This is a genomic window from Desulforamulus aquiferis (assembly GCF_030577015.1).
GTDB lineage: Bacteria > Bacillota > Desulfotomaculia > Desulfotomaculales > Desulfotomaculaceae > Desulfotomaculum > Desulfotomaculum aquiferis.
Genome location: NZ_JARPTC010000020.1, coordinates 26138 through 49372 on the forward strand (window position 1 = coordinate 26138; position 23235 = coordinate 49372).

Here is a 23235-nt window from a genome sequence, read left to right on the forward strand (position 1 = left end):
TATCTATTATATTACAGGGGACTATTTATTGTCGTCTTTTTTCTCATCTTTAATTTCATAATCAGCATCTACCACATTATCCTTACCCGCTGTATCCCCGCAGGAACCTCCTGCACAACCTCCCTGGGCCTCCTGCTGTGCATTTTGCTGATACATTGCTGAGGTTAACTCATATAAGGGTTTGGTTAATGCTTCCAGTTTATTTTTAATTTCATCAATGTCATTGCCACCAAGGGCAGCCTTAAGTTCCTCAATGGCCTTTTTCAGGTTATCCACCTGAGCTTGATCCGCCTTATCACCAAGATCGGTTATTGTTTTCTCTGCTTGATAAATCATGGTGTCAGCCTGATTTCTGATCTCAACGGACTCTTTACGCTTCTTATCCTCTTCGGCAAACTTCTCGGCATCATTAACCATCGTATTAATTTCATCATCCGATAAACCGCCGGTTCCTGTAATAGATATACTCTGTGCTTTGCCTGTGCCCATATCCTTGGCGGACACGGATACTATACCGTTAACGTCTATATCAAATTTGACTTCAATCTGGGGTACGCCCCTTGGCGCCGGGGGAATTCCGGTAAGTTGGAACTTACCCAGGGTTTTATTATCCCCAGCCATCTGACGCTCACCTTGCAGCACGTGAATCTCAACCGAGGTCTGGTTATCAGCTGCAGTGGAGAAAATCTGGCTCTTTGATGTGGGAATAGTAGTATTGCGATCAATCAAGCGGGTAAACACACCACCCAGGGTTTCAATGCCCAGAGATAAAGGGGTGACATCCAGTAGCAGGACATCCTTAACCTCACCGGCTAATACCCCTGCCTGGATGGCAGCACCTATGGCTACACACTCATCAGGGTTAATACCCTTATGGGGCTCCTTGCCCAGGAATTTGCGTATTGCCTCCTGAACCGCTGGAATACGGGTAGAGCCACCAACCATCAGCACTTTATTGATTTCATTAGCGCTTAATCCTGAGTCAGCTAAGGCCTGGCGTGTGGGGCCCATGGTTTTTTCCACCAGATCAGCGGTTAACTCATCAAATTTAGCCCTAGTCAAATTAATATCCAAGTGAACCGGACCATCTGGCCCAACGGAAATAAAGGGTAAGTTAATATTTGAGGTTACTACACCAGACAATTCAATTTTTGCTTTTTCAGCGGCTTCCTTTAGTCGCTGCATAGCCATTTTATCCTTGGCAAGGTCTATGCCGGTCTCTTTCTTGAACTCACTGGCCAGGTATTCCATTACCCGGTGGTCAAAGTCATCTCCACCCAGTCGGTTATTACCACTGGTGGCTTTCACCTCAAAAACTCCCTCACCAAGCTCCAGGATGGAAACATCAAAGGTACCGCCGCCCAAGTCAAACACCAGGACAGTTTGATCCTCTCCCTTATCCAACCCATAGGCTAAAGCTGCAGCTGTAGGCTCGTTGATGATCCTCAGTACTTCAAGCCCAGCAATCTTGCCGGCGTCCTTGGTGGCCTGACGTTGCGAGTCACTGAAATAAGCTGGCACAGTAATAACTGCCTGGGTAACAGATTGACCAAGGTAAGCCTCAGCATCTGCCTTTAGCTTTGACAGAACCATGGCCGATATTTCCTGGGGTGAATAGTCTTTACTCTCAATAGTTACCTTATAGTTGGTCCCCATATGACGTTTAATTGAAAGGACTGTGCGATCGGGATTACTAACAGCCTGACGTTTAGCAACCTGCCCTACTAAACGCTCACCTGTTTTAGAAAAACCTACGGCAGATGGTGTTGTACGTGCCCCCTCGGCATTTGGAATAACTACCGCCTCTCCGCCTTCCATTACAGCAACGCAGGAGTTAGTAGTACCTAAATCAATACCAATTACTTTTCCCATTGTTTTCAACCTCCTGAGAAAATTATGTTTAATTTTTAGGACCTGGCTACTTTAACCATAGCAGGTCTAATTATCTTTCCTTTTAGAAAGTATCCTTTTCTTAGTTCCTCAACCACCGTATTTTCCGGACTCCCTGTATCCTCCACCTGCATAACAGCCTCATGGTGATTAGGATCAAATTGCTCTCCTACAGAAGGCACGGGGGTCAGCCCTTCATTGGTAAGTACCTCTATAAACTGACGGTGAATCATTTCTACCCCGCTGACAAACTTATCTCCACCATCACCGGAAGAAGCAAGGGCCCTTTCAAAATTATCCAGCACAGGTAGTAATTCCTTAATTAAATGCTCAGAACCATACTTTATAAGGTCTTCTCTCTCCTGGCGACTGCGACGGCGTAAATTTTCATAATCTGCTTGTAGCCTTAAAGCCCTGTTATTATTAGCCTCTGCCTCTGCGTTCTTTTCGTCCAGCAGCCTTTTAAGTTCAGCAGGGTCATGGGATACCTCGGTCTGATTGTCTGCCATTACTTCAGGTTCCAAAACTTCAGGTTCCACCACTTCCTTTTTTAATTCTTCCTGATTTAAATTATTTTTGGTCACTCTATCACTCCTCAAACTACTGCTCATGGTTATCTCCAGCAGCCTGTTTATAATCTCTCATCTTTATAATGGTATCAATCCTAAGTATGGCTTCAGCTATCTCACCTGCCGCCTTCAATGCATGGATTTTAACCAGGGCCGGATCCAATACACCCAGTTCCAGCATGTCGGCTATCTCCCCGGTGTCACAGTCCACTGCCAGGGAGCTATTATTTTGCTCCACCTGGGCTGCCAATACGTCCCCTATTTTTTCCAAGGGATTAAAGCCAGCATTGGAAACTATCTGAGCCAGAGGGCGTTTTAAAGCCTCTGCCACACAGTCAACACCATAGGCCGCCATACCACGGGTGTTTTCTCGGATCTTTTCTACCTCCCTGGCCACGGCTAATTCCACTGAGCCTCCCCCGGGAACAACTCCCCCCTTGATAGAAGCTTGAACAGAACTAGCAGCATCCTTGGCAATGCGTTCCCTCTCACCCACCACTTCCTCGGTGGCCGCACCAACCAGCACAGTGGCCATCGGCTTGCCATAGCCATTTAATATCCAAACCTGCTCAAGTTTTTCGTCTTCAAGGACTCTGTTTGCCTTACCCAAGTATTTTTCTAGTTCCATGGACTCCTTTTTCAAACCGGTTCGTTTAATGATCCTGGCCCCTGTGTGCTCTGCTGCCCGGCGGAGTTCCTTTGCTAATACTCGTTGAACCACCATAATACCAGCATCGGTAAGCATTTCCTCTGCTATATCGTCAACTCCCCGATCCACCAGAACTAAACCGACTCCCAGATTAATTATCCTTTGCACATTGGCTCTGAATTCACTCTGGAGTTCCAAATAACGTGCAAAGCCCGCTTCCGTGCTAAGGGCCTCATCTTCAATTTCTTCAGGCTCCAGGGCATCATCAATAACCAGAATCTTAACATCATCCAGGTTCCTTGGCATTTGCTTATTAATGGTTTCCTTATTAAGGATTACACCCATGAACACCTGGTTTGAGGCCCCTTCTTCAGAAACCACCGTATCGGCAAGCTTAAAATTGGGGTCCAATAACTTATTACGGCCAATTAAACGGGCAGATTCCACCACCAAATCGGCAATATCCTGGTGCTCCCTACCAGCAACCAAGGCCACCTGATGAACCCAAGAATGCCGCAAGTCCTCCATGGGTAGGGTTTTTTCCTTGATAGCTTCCAATGCTCGCCGCACCCCGGTTCTTATGCCCTCTATGACTCGGGCCACCGGTACCCCCTTAGCCACCTGTTCAACCCCGGCACCCACCAGGGCGCCTGCCATAACCGTGGCAGTGGTGGTTCCATCTCCTATCTCTTCCTGTTGGGCTTTAGCAATATTTATCACCATCCTGGCCGCCGGGTGGTTTGCTTCCATCATGGTAAGAATAGTTACCCCATCATTGGTAATTACCACTTCTCCAAACTTATCTACCAGCATAGTGTCAAGACCCTTTGGTCCTAGGGTTCCTTCCACCGCCGAGGCAATAGCCCTAACGGCATTTGAATTTGTCATCAGGGCAGCCAGTTTTTCATTTACTTCAGCCCCCTGGCTGGCCTGCTGTTTGAGACTCACTACAGTCCCTCCTTTAATAAACTCAACCTTTACCCTTAAGAATACTCTCCAATACCCTGGAAAGATTCCTTGTCATATGATCCACCACTGTAACTACTTTAGCATATTCCATTCTGGTTGGTCCCAAGACACCAATAGTCCCCAGGACTTTATTGCCAACCCTATAGCTGGCTGTAACCATACTGCAATTTTGAATTTCTTGTCTGGCATTTTCATTGCCAATTTTCACAGTTACACCCTGGATTCCCTGGGAATGCTCCAGTATATCCCGCAGCATTTCCTCCTGTTCCAAAAGGGATAATAGAACCTTTACCTTATCAACATTGTGAAACTCCGGTTGATTGAGGATATTGAATACCCCGTCTAAATATATTTTATCCTCCGCCTCCGTTGTTAGCCTATCTTGCATCAGTTCAAGGGCCAAATCCAGTATATGCCTGTGCTTATGCAGCTCAAAATATACTTCTTTAATCAGTGCAAGTCTGATATTGTCCATGTTTTTGCCCTGCAGCTTGGCGTTAAGGACACTGGATATTTGCTCCAAATCTTGTTGAGTAATACTCTCCGGTATAGACATTATTTGGTGCTGCACAGCTCCGGTATCCATCACTACAATCAATATTGCTTGGGCTGGTGCCATCAAGACCAGTTGAATATGTTTGAAGTTGCTTGTTGCCATTTGAGGTGACCGCACCAGGGCTGTATAGTTTGTCAGTTTGGCTAACATTCTGCCGGTCCGGTTAATCACTTCTCCGACTTCCCGAACTTTATTTTCATATCCCCGGTGGATGGTGTTTTCTTCCTCCCTGGTTAGCTCTTCCCTCTGCATTAGACAGTCAACATAATAGCGATAACCCATATCTGAGGGAATACGTCCAGCTGAAGTATGTGGCTGTTCAATAAATCCCATTTCTTCTAAGTCAGCCATCTCATTTCTAATTGTTGCGGGACTTACCCCCAATTTATATTTACGGGATATAGTTCTGGAACCAACTGGCTCAGCAGTATTTATATAATCTTTAATGATGGCCAACAGAATCTGCTGTTTTCGTTCATCCATTTTCACGTCGGCACACCTCCTGACTACACCCTGATGCAGGGTGTTAGCACTCTAATGTGTTGAGTGCTAATTCTAATTAAAAATTTAGCAAAAGCAAAATTATTTGTCAAGCAACTGCCATTGAAGTAATTATTAAAACAGTTATATTTTGCCATAACTAATGGATTTTAATTCTTTTTTCATCTATTTAAACAAATTCACAGAAAACCCTATTTGCCACAGGTACGCCCTTGTCAGTTAATTTCAATATGCCCTTGTGCAGCTCCACTAAACCTTCCTGCTGCAATTTCTTAATCTGTTTTCCAAAAACCTCGCTCACGCAAACTCCAAATCGTGTCTTAAAGGCATTTAACTCCAAACCTTCAGTTAATCGAAGTCCCAGGAATATTGTATCCCCCATTTGCTCTTCCCGCCCTAAAGTACGGGATTCTTCTATGGGTCTTCTCCCCGAAAATAGAAGTCTAGTGTATTCCTCTAGACTGCTGACATTGCTAAAACGGGTTCCATCCATAAATGAATGGGCAGCCGGCCCCAAACCCAAGTAGTTATTATTGTGCCAGTAGATTAAGTTATGCTGGCATAGGAAATTGGGCCTGGCAAAATTGGATATTTCATACTGGCCATATCCCAAGGTTGACAGGGTTTTGATTCCTAGCAGATACATTTCCAATTCCAATTCCTCGGGACAGACTTTAGTTTTTCCTGCATCCACTGCGTCCGCAAGGGGAGTTCCTTCCTCCAACTGCAGGCCATAGCAAGATAGGTGTTCCGGTCGCCATGCCGCCACTACTTCCAGTGTTCGTCTCCACTGTTCTAAGGTTTGGCCCGGCAATCCGAAAATCAAATCAAGATTAAGGTTATTAAATCCTGCCCTTCTGGCAAACTCTACGGCTTGTTCTGCCTCGCGAAAACTATGTATACGACCAATGGATCGCAATAGATCTTGATGGGTGGATTGTACTCCTAAGCTTAGTCTATTGTATCCGGCCTCCTTAAGACCCTTTAGCTTTTCGAAGTCAACTGTACCGGGATTAGCCTCTATACTGATTTCAGCCTGGGATACAATATCAAATGCCCGATGTATCTGTTCCAAAATTCGTTCCAAATACCCGGGCATAAGACAAGTGGGCGTTCCCCCGCCCACAAAAATTGTAGCTATCTTTTTATTTTCTGGGCACAGGGTTTCCGAGTAAAAATTTATTTCTTTGATCAAAGAATCCAGGTAAGTATCTGCCTGTTCTCTATTTAGAGGATAAGAAACGAAATCACAGTAAAGACATTTGCGCAGGCAAAAGGGAACATGAATATACAGTCCTATGGCCATAGCTGTGTATGTCCGGGGTCAGGCACAGGTCCTAAATTTCTCAAATAACCGTTCATGTTACACCTCGTTACTTTTCTTCGATACTTAATACAGCCATGAAGGCTTCTTGAGGTATTTCCACGTTACCAACCTGCTTCATGCGCTTCTTACCTTCTTTTTGCTTTTCTAAAAGCTTTCTCTTTCGGGAAATGTCCCCACCGTAGCATTTAGCCAGAACATCCTTACGCTGGGCTTTGATAGTTTCTCTGGCAATAATCTTATTGCCAATTGCCGCCTGGACCGGAATCTCAAACATCTGCCTGGGTATTAAGGCACGAAGCCTCTCCACAAGAGCCCTGCCCCGGGTTTGGGCCCGTTCTTTATGAATGATACAGGATAAAGCATCCAGGGGCTCGCCGTTCAACAGTATATCCATCTTAACCAAATCAGATTGTCGGTAACCTGTCAATTCATAATCCAGGGAAGCATAGCCCTTGGTACGTGACTTTAATTGGTCAAAGAAATCAAAAATTATCTCCGAGAGGGGTATCTCATAGGTCAACATAACCCTATTGACACCCATATATTCCATATTGCTGTAGACTCCACGCTTACCCTGACAAAGTTCCATAACAGTTCCCACAAAATCCTTTGGTACCATAATGGTGGCCTTCACAAAGGGTTCCTCAATCATCTCAATGTTATTAACAGGAGGTAGATTCGACGGATTATCAATCTCTACAACTTCACCTTTGGTGGTAGTCACCCGATATATAACACTTGGTGCCGTTGTGATTAAGCTTAGGCCATACTCCCGTTCCAGACGCTCCTGAATAATTTCCATATGTAAAAGGCCAAGGAAGCCACAGCGGAAACCAAAGCCGAGGGCCTCAGAGGTCTCTGGTTCATATATTAGTGAAGCATCGTTGAGCCGCAGCTTGTCCAAGGCATCCCTAAGATCTTCATAATCAACTGTTTCCACCGGGTACAACCCACAGAACACCATAGGTGTAACCTTACGGTAACCTGGTAGGGGCTGTGGCGCCGGGTTACTTGCTGATGTGATGGTGTCACCCACCCTTACATCCTGAACGTTTTTCATACTGGCTGCCACAAAACCAACTTCGCCGGTACTTAATTGATCAACAAAATTCATATTGGGATTAAAGACACCCACTTCATTGACTTCAAATTCCTTTTGGGTAGCCATCATTCTAATACGCATACCTGGCTTAAGAGTACCTTGAACAACCCTTATATAGGCAATGACTCCCCGGTAGGCATCGTAGTGAGAGTCAAAAATCAAAGCCTGCAGCGGTTCCTTGGGATTTCCCTTTGGTGGCGGAACCTTCCTAACCACTTGCTCAAGAATCTCAGGAATGCCTATACCGCTTTTCGCAGAAGCTAAAACCGCATCAGTGGCATCTAGCCCGATGACCTCTTCAATTTCCCCTTTAACCCGCTCAGGCTCAGCACTGGGCAGGTCAATTTTATTTATTACCGGAATTATTTCCAAGTCATTTTCCAAGGCCAGGTAAACATTGGCCAAAGTCTGGGCTTCAATACCCTGGGACGAGTCAACAACCAGCAGAGCACCTTCACAGGCTGCCAAGCTCCTAGATACCTCATAGGTAAAGTCAACGTGCCCAGGGGTATCAATCAAGTTTAGTTGATATTCCTCACCATCCGCTGCGGTATAAAAAAGGCGAACTGCCTGCAGTTTGATGGTAATACCCCGCTCCCTCTCAAGATCCATTTTATCCAATACTTGCTCGGTCATTTCACGCTGACTTAGGGCTCCGGTACTTTCCAATAATCTATCTGCCAATGTAGATTTACCGTGATCAATATGTGCTATAATACAGAAATTCCTAATACGGTTTTGGGGCGTTGCCATTACTTAATTCCTCCCTCATCCCAAAAACGACATACTATTTCATTATAGCACCCCTTGGGCCTGTCTTCAACTTTACAATAAAACTAAATTTTCTCCTTAACCCATTGGTTTACTGCCTTAACTTTTTCTGAGTTTAGCAGCAGCTCCCAATGCTCTCTGGCTTCGCCTTTTACAGAGGTAATATCCTGCAGGGCGGCTTTATAGTACTCAGCTGTTCTTAACTCCAGCTCACCAAAGTCTATTTCCAGCATTTCACCCAGTAGATGAATTTCCACCCCGCCCTCACCATTTTTAAGTACCTCAAAGGCCCTCAGGGGTTCTTCAGGAAGTACTAAGAGATTAAAATGATTTGAGGTAGTATTTATACCTATAAATATCAGTGAAAGAAATACTAAAATGCTCAGCAGATAAAAAATTCGACGCAAAATAAGGCACCTCCCCAACTCTAGGATGCGCCTCTAGCTTAAACAATATACATATTTTGCCAGATAACTGAGGCTGAAACTAAATTACTTCCCCCGCATTTTCTTCTACTTGGTAATCCAGTTCTAGATGGTTTAATGTTTCTTCTTCTAAATTTGTGACTTCTTTAGCCTTAAGCTTCTCCTTGAGCACCTCGCCAAGGGCTTCTGCAAACATCTCTCCGCTGGCCTTTGCCTCCTCTAAAGAGTTCTCTACCGTACCCATTTCCACCAAAACGGCCCCAGGATGTAGAAACTGGTTATAGCGACCTTCCTTTACCTGGACTCCGATACATAGGCCAGGATATAGCTCATCCAATTTATCAGCTAACTGACAAGCAAAATTATAATTTTCTTTCCAGTTTGGAAAGGGTCTTCTGGCATCCGAGCCTACAACCATTAAAATTGTAGCCACCTTATTGCCATTGATCTCCACCAAACTCTGTTCCCTGGTTTTTCCTGCATCCCTATGTATATCCAACATGGCAAGCATTTTGGGATATTTTGCCACCAATTCCCTGGCAGTTTTTTCCGATTCAATATAAGAGGTGGCATACTGCAAATCGTGGACCTTTTCCGACCTGACTACTCTAATAGAAAACTTCTTTTCCAAAACCTGTTGAATTTCGGCTGCCACTGCTACCACTCCACCTTTGCCGGCCACCCTCTCTGTACCTTCTGAAATAGCGTAAGCTTCTCCCGTATGTGTATTATAGATTGCCACAAGAATATCGCTGCTTAACTCTGGCTGAAGGACAGGTTCCTCTTCTATAATCTTTGGAGTTTCACTGATAACTGGTGCCCCACCGGCCACAGCTTTGGCCAATAAGGGTATTTGGTCAAGAAGCATCCCGGTGGGACTGGTATTTATTCTGGCCAGTCCCGCCACCCATAGTATTATGGCATGTCCTTGGTTTTCCATCTCATCTGGGGTATCCAATCTTGCTAAAGCAGGCATAGAGGTTAAGACAAGTACCCTAGGATCCTGTATTGTAGTTTTTACCAATAAGCCAACTGTTTCTCTTACTACCCCACCACTGTCACCAATTAATTTTAAATCTAGCACCTTATACCATAGGGATACAGTTATGATTATCCCTATTATAAGTACAAAAAGCATTTTTTTTCTATATCTAAACTGTCTACGAAAGTAATCCCAAAAAATAAAATCACCCCTCCCGGCATGGGGCTTGTTTTTATTATTGTTATGCCCAGGTAGGAGTAGGTATGAGAACTATATTAGGCACCCTAATAAAGCTAATGCGACACAGGTTCCAGCATTGGTATGCAAAATGCCCAACTTCCCCCTTTTACAAGAAGTAGTTGGGCATTTTTGTGTTTAACGCACTACTGTTGGTACAAAGGCATCAATGATTCCAATGACAAATGCAGAAATGAGAGCACCTAACAGGGTAACGGTGAGTAGGTTTGGAATAATGAATTGGGCCAAATAAATAACCACAGCGGCGGTAACAAAACCTACTATGCCACGTCTTTGAGGCGAAATACGATCACCCAGAAGGCTTTCTGCTATGTAGCCTAATACTGCAATAACTACTGCCGCAATTAACGCCCCAATGAAGCCTCCATGAACTACAAAACCAGGCGAAAGCCAGCTAACAACTAAAAGTACCAGAGCAGATACGATAAACCTGATAACCATTCCCATCAACCTTATCACCCCCTAAATTTAAATCTGTAATTATGATTGACCAAATCCGGTTATGATATACAAAGTTAGCTTGCATTTTAAATTTGGTCGTGGTAAAATTGTCGTTGTTGGGGAGGTGAGAAAATTTGCCTAATATCAAATCAGCTGCCAAGCGGGTTGAAATCACTCGTAAGCGTACTCTTCGGAATGCCCGCATAAAGTCCGCTGTAAAAACCGCTATCCGCAAGTATGAAGAAGCATTAGCATCTGCAAGCCAAGAACTGGCGCAGACCACTCTGCGTAAAGCTCTGGTTGCTCTTGATAAAGCTGTGACCAAAGGCGTTTTACATAAAAATGCCGCTTCCAGAAAGAAATCTCGCCTAACTAAGAGATTCAACAAAATTGCTGGTTAATAAAACCACCCGTTAAAACGGGTGGTTTTTATCCTATTATGGAATTGATTTTATATTCCCATCCCCTATCCTGTTTAAATTTATCAAGGTGTTTTCAATGGCAGGCAAAAAATCCTGCCGGCCCTTTTTAATTGCTGCATCCATGCTACTAAGCTGCTCCAAAGCATAGCGTAACCTTGCAGGACCACTTTTTCTGGCCTGTCCCAGGGCTTTTCGAGCTACAAAATCATGAACTCCAAGCCTCCCTGCAAGTTCCCTTTCCGGGCAGCCTTCTTTTACCAAAGCCTCTGCCTGAATGGCCAAGCGGAACTGCCGTCCCAGCATAGTTAGTATCTTCACAGGTGGTTCCTTCAGGGTCAGCAATTCCCTTATACCGGCCAAGGCCCTGGATAGATTACCTACTACAGCTTCATCAACTACCGTAAAAATATTCTGCTCCAGATTGAGCACAACGACCATTTCAACATCCTGGGGGGATACCTCCTTTTTGTCCCAGGCAAAGGTCATCAGCTTTTCAACCTCGTTATATAAATTCATTAAACCAAGTCTACCGTTGGCATCCACCAGCAGCCTTGCCGCAGGTGGAGAAATTTTCTTTCCTGCATGCTTAAACCTTTCAATAACCCAGTTAACCATTTCTGCAGCCTTAAGGGATTTGAAATCTATAACCCGACCGGAAGACTCAATGGCTTTAAACAACTTTTTTCTACGGTCCACCGGGTCACCAGTAACAAATATTAGACATGTACTGGGAGAAGGATCATTTAAATATTTAAAGAAAAGTTCCTCATTGCCATCAGATTTATCCTGCTTTTCAACCTTGGCCCCAGTGACCTTTGATTTTCCTTTCCCCTTAAACCACGGGGCTTTTTTGACAATAACCAATCTCTTTTCAGCAAGAAAAGGCAGATTCTCGGCCAGGGATATGACTGTGCTGATTTCAGTTCCAGTCCCTTCTCCATCTATTATATCAAGGTTAAAATCCGCAGCGCCAGGCAACAAATAATCCTTAAACATCGAAATTGCTTTTTCCTTTAGATACTCTTCTTCACCATGAAAAAGGTATACCGGGGCAATAATACCCCTTTCCAGGCTGTTTTTAAGTCCTACATAATACTCCATGGTTAGTCAGTACCACCCGGCCTAATTATTTTATTTTGAACAGCTAGTACCTTGGACTCCATTGTACCTTCTTTGTCCCTTCTATCATCTATGCGGATGGTGGTACTCACCCTTGATGCACCTGCTAAAAAGGGCTGTTCGTGCATATTTGCTATAATTCCCATGATTATTGGCAGATCTCCCTCTATCACCGTGCCCATTGGGGTAAGCTGGTATTTTACCCCCTCGGATTGTTCTAAAACCTTGAGGCAACCGGCAACATAGTCACTTAAACTGGTTGAACCGGTCCCTAGGGGTATAACAGTAATTTCCACCAAGGCCATTGTTCAATCACCTCGCATATATTTGTCCTTAAGTTATTATATTACAGTAGCATGGTTATAACAAAGGACTTTACTTACTCCGCATAAGAATGAAAATTTACGGAGGTACTTTATTCATGGATAAACAGACCTTTAGAAAAACCGTTTCCGCCTATATCCTAAGGGCAGTTCCTAAATCAATGATTTATAATCTGGATAATTTTGGATTAAGAATGAAAAAGGGCAAATACTGGATTGATCTGGCCCTAGATAATTTCTATAATGGCTATCATAGGCAGAACCCCCCCATGCGGGAAAAGTATATTGCCGAGGTATTAGCACCCTTCATTAAGGATTTAAAAAGGGAAAGTGGTGTGAGCTTCTCTGATGTTAAGGCAAATTTTAATCGGGTTTATCCCTTGATCATTGGGCCGGATGAAACCCAGGGCATACTTGCCAAACATCTATTTGAAGAATTATATATTGCCTATGTGCTTGAAGAAGGGATGAGGATCTTCTTCCTGGATCAGGCTACCCTAGATCAACTTAATATACCTTTAGAGGAGCTGGATCATATAGCAAAAAGTAATTTTTTCAGGGATCTGGCAAAACCCATGCAGCTATTTGATCAACAACGGAAAATTTTTGGCTTTAACTATGGTGATTCTTATGACTCCAGCCGCCTGTTAGCAATATTGACAGCCTCAAGGGAAGGAACCCTCCCAAAGGATAGCCATTGGCTGGTAATGATACCTAATCGTGATGTGGTCTTATTGTTTACAAATAACAATTCTGCCCATACCAGACAGGCTATAATGATTGGGCAAAGCAGTTTCATCAATAATCCTTACCCCATTAGCAGCACCGTCTTTAAGCTGCATAAAGGAAATCTTGAGATATTTAAGGGGTTATAGTGCCTCCAAAAATACTGCCTCCCGCCTCAAAGGACAGGGTGAAGTTTAAAGTTGTGGTTGGATTAATAAAAATGGTAAGTTCCGCAGCAGCAGATAATCTTCTGGTACCGGGCGAATAGCTAATGTCAAAGGGTATTCCCGCCTTAATTAACAGGACCACCACCGCATTTAGCTGGCTAATCTGAATTGCATCAGTGCATAGCAAGGCCCTAAAAGTATCACTGGCAAGAAGAAATTCAATCTCCTTAATATAATCTGTCATGGAAACCATTTCCTTTTTAATAATTAGAATATGTTAAACCTTTTACTTTTGGTTCGAGTAAATTTATATTTTCCCAGTATGCACTACCCACCTTTTCCCAGTTGTGGAAAGGATTATCGCCCCATCACGATCAGTACGGTATATTCTGCAGCCTAATTCTTCTAAAACCTCCATGGTCTTTTTAGAGGGGTGCCCAAAGTTGTTATTTGCTCCAACCTGAATCACTGCCACCTGGGGGTTTACAATTTGAAAAAAGTCCGGGTGAAAATATCCACTGCCGTGGTGGGGAACCTTTAAGACATCTATATTTTCTATTTGTTCCTGAAGAATTAACTTTTCTTCAGCTTCAGTTTCAATATCTCCGGTGAACAATATATTTCTTTCCTGGTAGTTCAGCTTAAAAACGAGGCTGTTATTATTAGCATCTGATCTGCTACCAATTAATAATTCAGAGGGTGCAAGAAATTCCAGGGTAATATTTGGCTCAACTTTTAATATATCTCCAGCTTTTGCTGCCCTAATGTCCAGCCCCATTTGTTCCATATCTCTCAACAGTTGATCGTAACCCTTATCCCCCATTGTTTCAGGTTCCAAGCCATAGGGTGAAACTATCAGCAGGTCTACCGGCATGGCATCTATAACTGCCCTGGCCCCACCCACGTGATCCTCATGGGGGTGGCTTAAAATTAATGCATCCAATTTATTAATGCCTAATCTATGTAAATATGGCACAACCACTTGCCGACCCACACCTTTGCCTGTTACCAATTCCTCTTTCCAGCCACCGGTATCTACCATGATTTTTTTACCTGCCGGGCTAATTATAAGAATACTATCACCTTGGCCCACATCTATGAAATGTACCCGCAGCCCCTGATTTACCGGCCATAGGCACCAAAGCACCAGCAGCACCAGCAGCACCAGCAGCGCAAAGCCAGAAAGTGCTAAGTATCTGTTTCTTGGTTCCTTAGCTCTATTTATATATTCCCTTAGTTTTTCCTGCAGCCCTTGACTGCCCGACAGTTCCACCAAGCCCACTAATAATACATAGTAAAGTCCTATCACCCATAGAGGTGGGGCCGGGATATACCAGGCAGCTCCAGGAAGTGAGGCACATAGCTTTACCAGCCAGATAAATAAATCAGTCAAAAAACCAGTCCCCATATTGATAAAGTCCGCCAGGGAAAGATTGATTATACCTGCAAATAGACCAATGCCCCCAAATAGCATGGTCAGGGCTACTAAATGTACGGTAAGTACATTGGCCAGTATGGATACTGGCGAAACTAAATTAAAATATAGAACCACCAGGGGCAATGTGGCCAGTTGGGCAGCCAGGGGAACTAATATCAACATGGCAAGGTTTTTGGGCATGGTTGAGAAATAAGGTATCAGCCTCGGGGTAATGTAAAGCAACCCCCAGGTAGCGATAAAGGATAGCTGAAAGCCAATGTCAAAAAGACTCATGGGCTTAATAGCCAGCAATATTCCTCCAGCTAAAACCAACGTCGTAGGCCAGTCCTGTTCTCTTCCAAGATGATGGGCCAATAAAAGAAGAGAAGCCATTGCAGCTGCCCTAAACACCGGAGGCCCAAGTCCGGTCATTAATGCATAGAAGAAAATTAGCGGGATTGCCGTAAAAGCAATGCAGCCCTGGGGAATTTTCAAAAGTCTAATAAGGATTAATACTAGGGCAACAACTAAACCTACATGATAGCCAGAGACACTAAGAATATGAACTAACCCCGTGGAATTAAAGGCTAGCTGCACATCCCAGGGTATCTCTCCCCTGGTACCGAAGATTATTCCTTTAATAACTGAGGCTTGGACCTGAGGCATGGTCTTGTCAAATATTTGTTCCAAGCTCTCTCTAAGACTATGGGCCCAAATAACTGCGAAATTTCCTCCCTGCCCCATCAGGGTCACATCTGAAATTTCCTTAACATTTATGGTGGCAGAAATCCCTTGCTTTAGCAACCACTTCCCATAATCGAAAGCTCCCGGATTACCAGGGGGGTCCGGTATACTTAATTTACCTTGTAATTTAAGTATACTGCCATATTTAAACACCTTATCCTGGGGCATCTTGACCCTGAGCAAACATTCCTTTTCTATGGTCTTTTGACCAGCAACCAAATTATTTAGCCTAATCTTATAAAATACTCCATCGGGTCTTATATCCGGGTAGTCCATAACCACACCAAGGAGCTTTACCTTTTGACCATTAAATTCTTCAAAATCCACTATTTGGGCAAGATGCCAGGAGGCTAGAAGACACCCAAGGGCTGCACAGGCACAAAAAAGGACCCACGGATTATACCGCCAGGTCCTTAATATGCCTATTCCCGCTGCCATCCAGGCCAGTACCGCCCCTGCCAAAGCTACGGTCATTTGTACTTTAAAAATCGCCCCCAGGACTATACCTCCCGCCATGGCCAGCACCAAATACACTAGAGGCCTATTCATACTATCCACCTAGATACGATTGTCTATAGGACTTAACAGTGGCTACATAGTTAATGGTCTCCCCATAAGGAGGGATGCCCTTATTCCTATCTACCGCACCCGGTCCGGCATTATATGCTGCCAGGGCCAGTTCAACATTCCCGTTATATTTATCCAGCATGGACTTTAAATAGCGAACACCACCATCAGCATTTTGCACAGGATCATAGGGGTTTGTTACCCCTAGGCTTTTGGCAGTCCCAGGCATTAATTGCATCAAGCCCATGGCACCACTTTTTGATACTGCCAGTGAGTTAAAGGAGGATTCTGCCCGGGCCACGGCCTTACAAAGGGCGGGATCTACACCATGTTTTTTAGCAGCTTCCTCAACGATGGATTCATACTCTTTAGCATTACCGACGGCTAAAAATGCCGAGGCTGCAGCCCTAGAAGTGGATTTTATTTGATTAGCAGTATTTACGTTTATGCCTCTTCCTGCAAAATTACCCGCTGAGGCGGAAACAGCCTTTGCTAACAGCAGGGAAAAATCACTGTCATTTTTCCCAACACTCCCGGTACCGGCTTTTATATTTTGTTCCATTAACTGTAATTTAATTAACTGGGTCAGAAGGGAAATATCCATAGCTACACTTCCTTACTGGCTTATTAATTACTGAATAGTAATTAGCTTTTCGATGCTGCTGTATTTTTTATCACCTATGCCAGAGACATTTTTTAATTCTTCTATACTTAGAAACGGTCCATTTGACTGTCTGTGCTCAATTATCCTTGCCGCCAGGGCAGGCCCTATTCCAGGCAAGCTTTCCAATTCTAAACTGGAAGCGTTATTTATATTGATAAGTCCACTTGAACTGGCAGGGGGTGCCTTTAAAACCCCTTCCCTGCCAGTATCCCCCTGGGGCCAATTTTCATATAGATCTTGAATCAAGTAAGGAACTACAATCTTTTGTCCATCCTTTAATGGTGCAGCAAGATTAACTGCACTAAGATCTGAATCTGTCAGAGCTACCGCTTGAATAACGGCATCATTTACCCTACTTCCTGCAGGAAGTCTGTAAACACCTGGCTTTTCCACCGCACCATCCACATGAATGATTATCTGTTCTTCCTGTAACGACTCATTTTCTGCCGGAATCAACTCAACGGACGACTTTGCACGACCAGCCCACTTAAAACCTGCTGTAAAGATCAAAATAGCCATAACAATAAGAATAACTGCCTGTTCCCTACGGCCTATGGTAAACATAGCGGTTCCTCCCATTCTATAGGAGTTATTCTACCGCCTTAGATATTTTCCTTCTATAATCCTACATTATTTTACAGTTATCTACTTACTGGCCCTGTTATCATTCTGGCAATCAATAAGCAATTGACCCTGGGTATTTAATGTGGCCAATAGGACCTTTTCAGGATTAAGCCCCATTTCCTTAAGCTTGTCCTTCAGCCACTGTTCATCAAGGTTAACTTTATTTAAGTTTTCCTTCAGAATATCCCCATCCATCACCAGTACAGAAGGAAGTCCTTCATAGTCCGTTTGGATACCTAAATCTGCGGGTGTAACAGGGCGTTTTTGGGATTTGGGTAAAACACTCAGCCTGCCCGAGGGTTCCAAGATAGCATACTCTACATCCTGGATACCATAGTAGCCCTTTTCCCTCAACTGGCTGAGCAAATCATCTAGATTATAGCGAGAAGCCCTCATTTCATGCTTTAGCAAACGACCATTTTCAATGATTATCTGGGGGGTCCCATAGAGTATTTTCCTTAAAGGTCGATTAACCAGAGTAATATATGAAAAGACTACTTCTAACACTCCAAGTGTAGCCAGGGGAACAATGCCATACCAAAGGGGTATATGGGGCGATTCCATTGGTATGGCAGCCAAGTCCGCAATAATGATGGCCACAACAAAATCAAAGGAAGATAACTGGCCAATCTCCCTTTTACCCATTAACCTAACCACTAAAAGAACCACAAGATATATTATTATGGTTCTCCATATATGTGGAAATACATCTTCCAGTGCTACCACCTTCTCTCCTGCATACACTTTTATTATGCAGGAAGTTCAAGGTAGATATACATTACTTTGTTTTAATTAACCTGCTTTTCGGAGCTGGGAATATTCCGCCCCGAACTGCCCTTGAATCTGCAACATTATAAAATATTCCCGGCTGAACCTCGTCTAAAATCTTTAAGGCGATTGGCAGGTACTTACGGTCTAACAAAACAAATAATATGGTCCTCTCTCCGCTTCTTCCACACCCGCAAACACTGGTTACACCAAATCCTTGTTCCCTGAATTTATCCGTTAATTTGTTTACATTCTCAGTTGCGGGATAAACTTGCATGGAAAGATGTCCAACAGCCAGCCATTCTTCTATTAATGAACCCACATAATTACCCGTGGCAAAACCTGCGGCATAGGCAATTATTTTAAATGGATCATCCATACCACCCCTGAACACTTCACCAAGGGCAATAATGAACACTGTTACTTCAACAAAACCTATTAAACTGGCAGCAACCTTTCTTCCCCTCATTAACATTAAAAGTCTCACTACATCAAGGGAAATATCAATAACCCTGGCAAAGAAGATGAACAGGTACGCTCCAATTGGAGACAACAAAAATTCCAACCCTAACACCCCTTTTCTGAAAATAAAAAGACACCAAAAAGGTGTCTTTAGTTTTACAAAAATTATTTTACCACAATATTAATTAATTTGCCCGGCACCGGAATAATCTTTACAATTTTCTTACCCTCTATCAGCTGTTTTATAGCATCCATGGCCATGACATATTCCTGCATCTCAGCGGGACTTAGGTTTGCGGGTATATTCATTCTTTCCCGAACTTTTCCATTTAATTGAACCACAATCTCAACTTCCTCTTCCACCAGGGCAGAAGGATCATATACCGGCCATTTCTCCTGGTGAACACTACCCTTGTGGCCCGTAGCCTCCCATAACTCTTCAGCAATATGCGGGGCAAAGGGAGCCAGTAAAATAATTGTGCTATTTATAGCCTCCGCCAGCACCCTTCTGTCACGTTCAACCTCGGCAACCTTATCCCGGTAGGTGTATATACCGTTAACTAATTCCATGATGGCACTAATGGCAGTATTAAAGTTAAACCTGCCACTAACATCCTCTGTCACCTTTTTAATTGCATAGTGGGTCAGTCGGCGCATTTCCTTGTGGACACCCACGAAATCTGCACCGACCTCAATTGCCGGTGCCTTGGCCACCTGGTTCTTAACTGAATACACCAACCTCCATACCCGGTTAAGGAATCGATTACAGCCCTCTACAGCCCTGTCACTCCACTCAAGATCCCTTTCTGGGGGAGCGGCAAACAAAATAAACATCCGGGCAGTATCAGCGCCGTAGCGACCAACAATTTCTTCAGGACTTACCACATTACCCTTGGATTTGGACATCTTGGCTCCATCTTTTAGCACCATTCCCTGGGTTAATAAATTCTCAAAGGGTTCCTGGACATCAACCAAACCCAAATCATGGAACACCTTAGTAAAGAATCTTGAATACAAAAGGTGCAGGATGGCGTGTTCCACACCGCCAATATACTGGTCCACGGACATCCAGCGCTTAGCCTTTTCCTTATCCCAGGCCCACTGGTTATCCCTGGCACTGGTATAACGAAGGTAATACCAGGAAGAGTCTACAAAGGTATCCATGGTATCTGTTTCCCGGCGGGCAGCTCCACCACATTCAGGACAGACGGCATTTACAAACCCGGGGTTGCCCTTGAGGGGGGATTCACCCGTGGGTTTAAACTCCACATCAGTAGGCAGAACTACAGGCAGTTGCTCTTCCGGTACTGGTAGTGTACCGCATTTATCACAATAGATAATAGGAATAGGGGTCCCCCAGTATCTCTGCCTGGAAATTAACCAATCCCTTAATCTAAAATTTACTATCCCCTTACCAATGCCCTTTTCCTCAGCATACTGGCTCACCCTTTTAATACCCTGTTGATTAATGGTGCCATCAAAGGGTCCTGAGTTAACCATAGTACCTGGGCCTGTGTAAGCTTCCTTCATGGTGGCAGGGTTTAGCTCTTCACCCTTTGGATTAATAACCACCTTAATTGGCAATTTATATTTTTGGGCAAATTCAAAGTCCCTCTCATCGTGGGCAGGCACACCCATTACCGCACCTGTACCATAATGGTAGAGCACGTAGTTGGCGGTTAGAATGGGAACCTTTTCACCGTTAAAGGGATTGATGCAATAAGCACCAATAAATACCCCTTCCTTTTCTGTACTGGTTCTAGCCAATTCGGTTAATTTGCTTACCCGGCTGACAAAATCAGCCACTTCCTTTTCCTGGGCTGTCCCCTTGGAGAGCTTTTCTACCAATGGATGCTCGGCGGCTAAAACCATATAGGTTACGCCATAGACGGTATCGGGCCTGGTGGTGAAAACAGCAATCTCATCAGTTGTGCCTTCCACCTTAAAGGCTAGCTCAGCCCCTTCACTACGGCCAATCCAGTTCTCCTGCATTATTTTAACTTTATCAGGCCAACCACTCAATAATTTGAGGTCATCTAATAGGCGTTGGGAGTAATCAGTAATCCGGAAAAACCATTGATCCAGTTCCTTTTGTTCCACCGTAGCGCTGCAACGTTCACAATTACCTTCCACAACCTGCTCATTAGCCAGCACTGTGGCGCAATCTGGGCACCAGTTCACCCTGGCATGTTTTTTATAGCAAAGACCCTTCTTATATAACTGGAGGAACAACCATTGACCCCATCTATAATACTCGGGATGGCAGGTGGCTACTTCCCTTCGCCAATCATAGCTAAGACCCAACTGTTTTAACTGGCTTCTCATATGATCAATGTTATCCCAGGTCCAGGTGGCAGGTGGAATACCATGTTTAATGGCTGCATTCTCTGCCGGCAGGCCAAAGGCATCCCAACCCATGGGGTGAAGAACATCAAAGCCCTGCATGGTCTTAAACCTTGCTACCACATCACCTATGGAATAGTTGCGCACATGACCCATATGCAGTTTGCCCGAGGGATAGGGAAACATCTCCAGACAATAATATTTCGGTCGCTCGGAATTGTCCGGAACATGATAGATTTCATTATTTTCCCAATATTGCTGCCACTTGGTTTCAATATCCTTGTAATTATATTGCTCCTGCAAAGTTTTTCCTCCTAGCCAGTTACAGTTTATTTCCAAGCATACAATCTACCCATCGGCCTTTGTTTTTTGCCGATGGGTATGCTAAATAATCTATATCACTTGGAAATTTTACCACGATTCCAGCTATATTTCAACATTACTAGGCTGTTTCTATTTTGGTTAAACTTTCTAATCCTAAGGTATTGATTCCCTGCTCCCTAAGCTTAAACTTTTGAATCTTGCCGCTGGCAGTGGTTGGATAATTATCCACAAAAAGCACGTAGGATGGTATCTTATATTTGGCAATTTTATCTACACAGTATTCCTGAATTTCTTCTTTGGTTAAACTAGCTCCCTCTCTAGGTTGAATGAAGGCCAATACCTCTTCACCATATTTCAAGCTGGGAACTCCAACCACCTGTACATCCTTAACCAACGGGTGGGTATAAAGGAACTCTTCAATTTCCCTGGGATAAACGTTCTCCCCGCCCCGGATAATCATATCCTTCAATCGTCCGGTAATCTTAAAATAACCCTTTTCATCGATGATGCCCAAATCCCCCGTATGGAGCCAACCATCCTTATCAATGGCCTGGGCAGTAGCTTCGGGCATTTTATAGTAGCCTTTCATTACATTGTAGCCCCTGGCACATATCTCTCCCTGGACTCCTGGTGAACATATCTCTCCAGTCTCAGGGTCAATGATTCTAGCCTCAACATTGGGAATTACCCGGCCCACTGTTGCCACCCTTACTTCAATTGGATCAGCTGTACTGGTCATAGTAATTGCCGGGGAGGCTTCTGTTTGGCCGTAGGTAATGGTTATTTCACTTGCACCCATACGCTTAACCACAGACTTCATTACTTCGATGGGGCAGGGTGAGCCAGCCATAATGCCGGTTCGCAGACTGCTGGTGTCATAATTGCCTTTATCCATTTGTTCCAGCTCCATAATAAACATGGTTGGAACACCATGCACCGCTGTACAGCGTTCCTTTTCAATGGTTTCCAAAACCCGAACCGGGTGGAACACCTCAAGGGGTACCATAGTAGCCCCGGATACCACACAAGTCATGGTCCCCAAAACACAACCAAAACAGTGGAAAAATGGCACGGGTATGCAAAGCCGGTCACGGTTGCTAAAGGACATACAATCAGCAATACTATGGGCGTTATTAATAATATTGAAGTGGGTCAGCATTACCCCTTTTGGAAAGCCAGTTGTACCTGAGGTATACTGCATGTTTATGCAGTCATCCGGATCAAGGCTAGCCTGTCGGGCGTCTAATTCTTCATCAGATACCTGACTAGCTAGTTCTAAAATGTCATTCCAGTTAAACATGCCTTGGGGGGTATTTTCACCAACAAAAATCACATTCTTTAGGAGGGGCAGCTTTTCGGCCTTTAGATTTCCAGGCTCACATTGATTTAGCTCTGGACATAAATCATTGATCATTTTCAAATAGTCGGAGGTCTTGGTACCATTGATCATTACAAGGGTAGTGGTGTCAGATTGCTTAAGGAGGTATTCTGCCTCAAAGGATTTATAATTTGTATTTACTGTCACCAGCACAGCACCCATCTTTCCTGTGGCAAACTGCATTGTGACCCATTCCGGCACGTTTGTAGCCCAAATTGCCACGTGCTCACCCTTTTGAATACCTAGGGCCATTAGCCCCTTGGCAACCTTACGACATAATTCATTAAATTCTCGGTAGCTATACCTCAAATCACGATCAGTATAAACCAGGGCATCGTTATCAGGATTCTCTGCTGCTACACGGTCCAGTAAGGCCCCCACGGTAATTCTGTCAAGTTTTTGCATGATATCCCTCCCGTATTTTTTACAGAATCTTCTTTTTATTAAAGGTGCAATAAGCTTCATATGTGGCTTTGGTCTAGAAAAATATATAAACCCCTCATCCCAATAAGGGACGAGAGGTTTCTCCCGCGGTACCACCCTAGTTGACAGGTAAAACACCTGCCCCCTTGATAAAGCTATAACGGGCATCCCGGTCCGGTATACTTAATTTCCACCGAACAACTCCGGGGCGAGATTCAGTCCTTCATCCACCGCCTTGCACCCACCGGCGGCTCTCTGTAGGATTAATGGCCTTACTACTCCCCATCAACGAACTAAAATATTTACTATAGTGGCTATTATAAC

At 44.1% G+C, this 23235-nt stretch carries 21 protein-coding genes and 1 other annotated feature; of the genes, 2 read left to right on the top strand and 19 right to left on the bottom strand.

What is annotated here, in order from left to right:
- Nucleotides 1-21: 21 nt before the first annotated feature.
- From dnaK to P6N53_RS13440, 9 genes are all read right to left on the bottom strand, one after another.
- The gene (dnaK, locus tag P6N53_RS13400) at nucleotides 22-1872 is read right to left on the bottom strand and encodes a molecular chaperone DnaK (RefSeq protein WP_304544001.1); all 1851 of its coding nucleotides are present in this window, start codon (nucleotides 1870-1872) and stop codon (nucleotides 22-24) included.
- Nucleotides 1873-1907: 35 nt separating this feature from the next.
- A complete protein-coding gene (gene grpE, locus P6N53_RS13405) occupies nucleotides 1908-2474 on the bottom strand; it encodes a nucleotide exchange factor GrpE (RefSeq protein WP_304544003.1) in 567 nt (188 codons plus the stop codon).
- A gap of 16 nt (nucleotides 2475-2490) precedes the next feature.
- Complete coding sequence (locus tag P6N53_RS13410; protein ID WP_304544005.1) at nucleotides 2491-4056, bottom strand: TCP-1/cpn60 chaperonin family protein; 1566 nt, start codon at nucleotides 4054-4056, stop codon at nucleotides 2491-2493.
- A 22-nt stretch (nucleotides 4057-4078) separates the two neighbouring features.
- Nucleotides 4079-5122, bottom strand: coding sequence for a heat-inducible transcriptional repressor HrcA (hrcA, locus tag P6N53_RS13415; RefSeq protein WP_304544007.1), 1044 nt, complete (start codon nucleotides 5120-5122; stop codon nucleotides 4079-4081).
- A 181-nt stretch (nucleotides 5123-5303) separates the two neighbouring features.
- The gene (gene hemW / locus P6N53_RS13420; protein ID WP_304544009.1) at nucleotides 5304-6440 is read right to left on the bottom strand and encodes a radical SAM family heme chaperone HemW; all 1137 of its coding nucleotides are present in this window, start codon (nucleotides 6438-6440) and stop codon (nucleotides 5304-5306) included.
- 67 nt (nucleotides 6441-6507) lie between these two features.
- Nucleotides 6508-8316 (bottom strand): translation elongation factor 4, encoded by a 1809-nt coding sequence (lepA, locus tag P6N53_RS13425; RefSeq protein WP_304544011.1) that lies wholly within the window; start codon nucleotides 8314-8316, stop codon nucleotides 6508-6510.
- 83 nt (nucleotides 8317-8399) lie between these two features.
- Entirely contained in the window at nucleotides 8400-8741 is a 342-nt protein-coding gene (locus P6N53_RS13430; protein WP_304544013.1) for a hypothetical protein, read from the bottom strand.
- A gap of 79 nt (nucleotides 8742-8820) precedes the next feature.
- Nucleotides 8821-9843 carry a stage II sporulation protein P gene (spoIIP, locus tag P6N53_RS13435; protein ID WP_304544015.1) on the bottom strand — a complete coding sequence of 341 codons (1023 nt, stop codon included), beginning with the start codon at nucleotides 9841-9843 and terminating at the stop codon, nucleotides 8821-8823.
- Nucleotides 9844-10116: 273 nt separating this feature from the next.
- Complete coding sequence (locus P6N53_RS13440) at nucleotides 10117-10446, bottom strand: phage holin family protein (RefSeq protein ID WP_304544086.1); 330 nt, start codon at nucleotides 10444-10446, stop codon at nucleotides 10117-10119.
- Nucleotides 10447-10574: 128 nt separating this feature from the next.
- On the opposite strand from P6N53_RS13440, the gene rpsT reads away from it, so the two are divergent.
- Complete coding sequence (gene rpsT / locus P6N53_RS13445; RefSeq protein ID WP_304544018.1) at nucleotides 10575-10841, top strand: 30S ribosomal protein S20; 267 nt, start codon at nucleotides 10575-10577, stop codon at nucleotides 10839-10841.
- Between the two features lie 36 nt (nucleotides 10842-10877).
- Here rpsT and holA read toward each other — a convergent pair whose 3' ends face one another.
- Both holA and P6N53_RS13455 read right to left on the bottom strand, forming a co-directional pair.
- Nucleotides 10878-11963, bottom strand: coding sequence for a DNA polymerase III subunit delta (gene holA / locus P6N53_RS13450; RefSeq protein WP_304544019.1), 1086 nt, complete (start codon nucleotides 11961-11963; stop codon nucleotides 10878-10880).
- Nucleotides 11964-11965: 2 nt separating this feature from the next.
- Nucleotides 11966-12286: an MTH1187 family thiamine-binding protein gene (locus P6N53_RS13455; RefSeq protein WP_304544021.1), complete on the bottom strand. Its 321-nt coding sequence runs from the start codon at nucleotides 12284-12286 to the stop codon at nucleotides 11966-11968.
- A gap of 116 nt (nucleotides 12287-12402) precedes the next feature.
- Between P6N53_RS13455 and P6N53_RS13460 the strand changes: the two genes are divergently transcribed.
- Entirely contained in the window at nucleotides 12403-13179 is a 777-nt protein-coding gene (locus P6N53_RS13460) for a DUF1444 family protein (RefSeq protein ID WP_304544023.1), read from the top strand.
- Here P6N53_RS13460 and P6N53_RS13465 read toward each other — a convergent pair.
- The 8 genes from P6N53_RS13465 to P6N53_RS13500 form a co-directional block, all read right to left on the bottom strand.
- Complete coding sequence (locus P6N53_RS13465) at nucleotides 13166-13441, bottom strand: hypothetical protein (RefSeq protein WP_304544025.1); 276 nt, start codon at nucleotides 13439-13441, stop codon at nucleotides 13166-13168. The two genes, P6N53_RS13460 and P6N53_RS13465, sit on opposite strands and share 14 nt — an antisense overlap.
- 63 nt (nucleotides 13442-13504) lie before the next feature.
- The gene (locus tag P6N53_RS13470) at nucleotides 13505-15907 is read right to left on the bottom strand and encodes a DNA internalization-related competence protein ComEC/Rec2 (RefSeq protein ID WP_304544027.1); all 2403 of its coding nucleotides are present in this window, start codon (nucleotides 15905-15907) and stop codon (nucleotides 13505-13507) included.
- Nucleotide 15908: 1 nt separating this feature from the next.
- A complete protein-coding gene (locus P6N53_RS13475) occupies nucleotides 15909-16529 on the bottom strand; it encodes a lytic transglycosylase domain-containing protein (protein WP_304544029.1) in 621 nt (206 codons plus the stop codon).
- A gap of 27 nt (nucleotides 16530-16556) precedes the next feature.
- On the bottom strand, nucleotides 16557-17153 hold the full coding sequence (locus P6N53_RS13480; RefSeq protein WP_304544031.1) for a ComEA family DNA-binding protein: 597 nt from the start codon (nucleotides 17151-17153) through the stop codon (nucleotides 16557-16559).
- 81 nt (nucleotides 17154-17234) lie between these two features.
- Nucleotides 17235-17930 (bottom strand): DUF421 domain-containing protein, encoded by a 696-nt coding sequence (locus tag P6N53_RS13485; protein ID WP_304544088.1) that lies wholly within the window; start codon nucleotides 17928-17930, stop codon nucleotides 17235-17237.
- Nucleotides 17931-17991: 61 nt separating this feature from the next.
- Nucleotides 17992-18546: a DUF2179 domain-containing protein gene (locus P6N53_RS13490; RefSeq protein ID WP_304544032.1), complete on the bottom strand. Its 555-nt coding sequence runs from the start codon at nucleotides 18544-18546 to the stop codon at nucleotides 17992-17994.
- Between the two features lie 62 nt (nucleotides 18547-18608).
- Entirely contained in the window at nucleotides 18609-21089 is a 2481-nt protein-coding gene (leuS, locus tag P6N53_RS13495; protein WP_304544034.1) for a leucine--tRNA ligase, read from the bottom strand.
- A gap of 139 nt (nucleotides 21090-21228) precedes the next feature.
- Nucleotides 21229-22893, bottom strand: a complete 1665-nt coding sequence (locus P6N53_RS13500) for an AMP-binding protein (RefSeq protein ID WP_304544036.1) — start codon at nucleotides 22891-22893, stop codon at nucleotides 21229-21231.
- A 102-nt stretch (nucleotides 22894-22995) separates the two neighbouring features.
- Nucleotides 22996-23209, bottom strand: a binding site (T-box leader).
- Nucleotides 23210-23235 lie beyond the last annotated feature (26 nt).

Excerpts from the sequence above, each read along its gene's own strand:
- P6N53_RS13460 (WP_304544023.1), top strand. The coding sequence starts at position 12,403 with ATGGATAAACAGACCTTTAGAAAAACCGTTTCCGCCTATATCCTAAGG.
- dnaK (WP_304544001.1), bottom strand. The coding sequence starts at position 1,872 with ATGGGAAAAGTAATTGGTATTGATTTAGGTACTACTAACTCCTGCGTT.
- P6N53_RS13470 (WP_304544027.1), bottom strand. The coding sequence starts at position 15,907 with ATGAATAGGCCTCTAGTGTATTTGGTGCTGGCCATGGCGGGAGGTATA.
- P6N53_RS13500 (WP_304544036.1), bottom strand. The coding sequence starts at position 22,893 with ATGCAAAAACTTGACAGAATTACCGTGGGGGCCTTACTGGACCGTGTA.
- P6N53_RS13465 (WP_304544025.1), bottom strand. The coding sequence starts at position 13,441 with ATGACAGATTATATTAAGGAGATTGAATTTCTTCTTGCCAGTGATACT.
- P6N53_RS13455 (WP_304544021.1), bottom strand. The coding sequence starts at position 12,286 with ATGGCCTTGGTGGAAATTACTGTTATACCCCTAGGGACCGGTTCAACC.
- lepA (WP_304544011.1), bottom strand. The coding sequence starts at position 8,316 with ATGGCAACGCCCCAAAACCGTATTAGGAATTTCTGTATTATAGCACAT.
- P6N53_RS13480 (WP_304544031.1), bottom strand. The coding sequence starts at position 17,153 with ATGTTTACCATAGGCCGTAGGGAACAGGCAGTTATTCTTATTGTTATG.
- holA (WP_304544019.1), bottom strand. The coding sequence starts at position 11,963 with ATGGAGTATTATGTAGGACTTAAAAACAGCCTGGAAAGGGGTATTATT.
- hemW (WP_304544009.1), bottom strand. The coding sequence starts at position 6,440 with ATGGCCATAGGACTGTATATTCATGTTCCCTTTTGCCTGCGCAAATGT.
- P6N53_RS13440 (WP_304544086.1), bottom strand. The coding sequence starts at position 10,446 with ATGGGAATGGTTATCAGGTTTATCGTATCTGCTCTGGTACTTTTAGTT.
- P6N53_RS13475 (WP_304544029.1), bottom strand. The coding sequence starts at position 16,529 with ATGGATATTTCCCTTCTGACCCAGTTAATTAAATTACAGTTAATGGAA.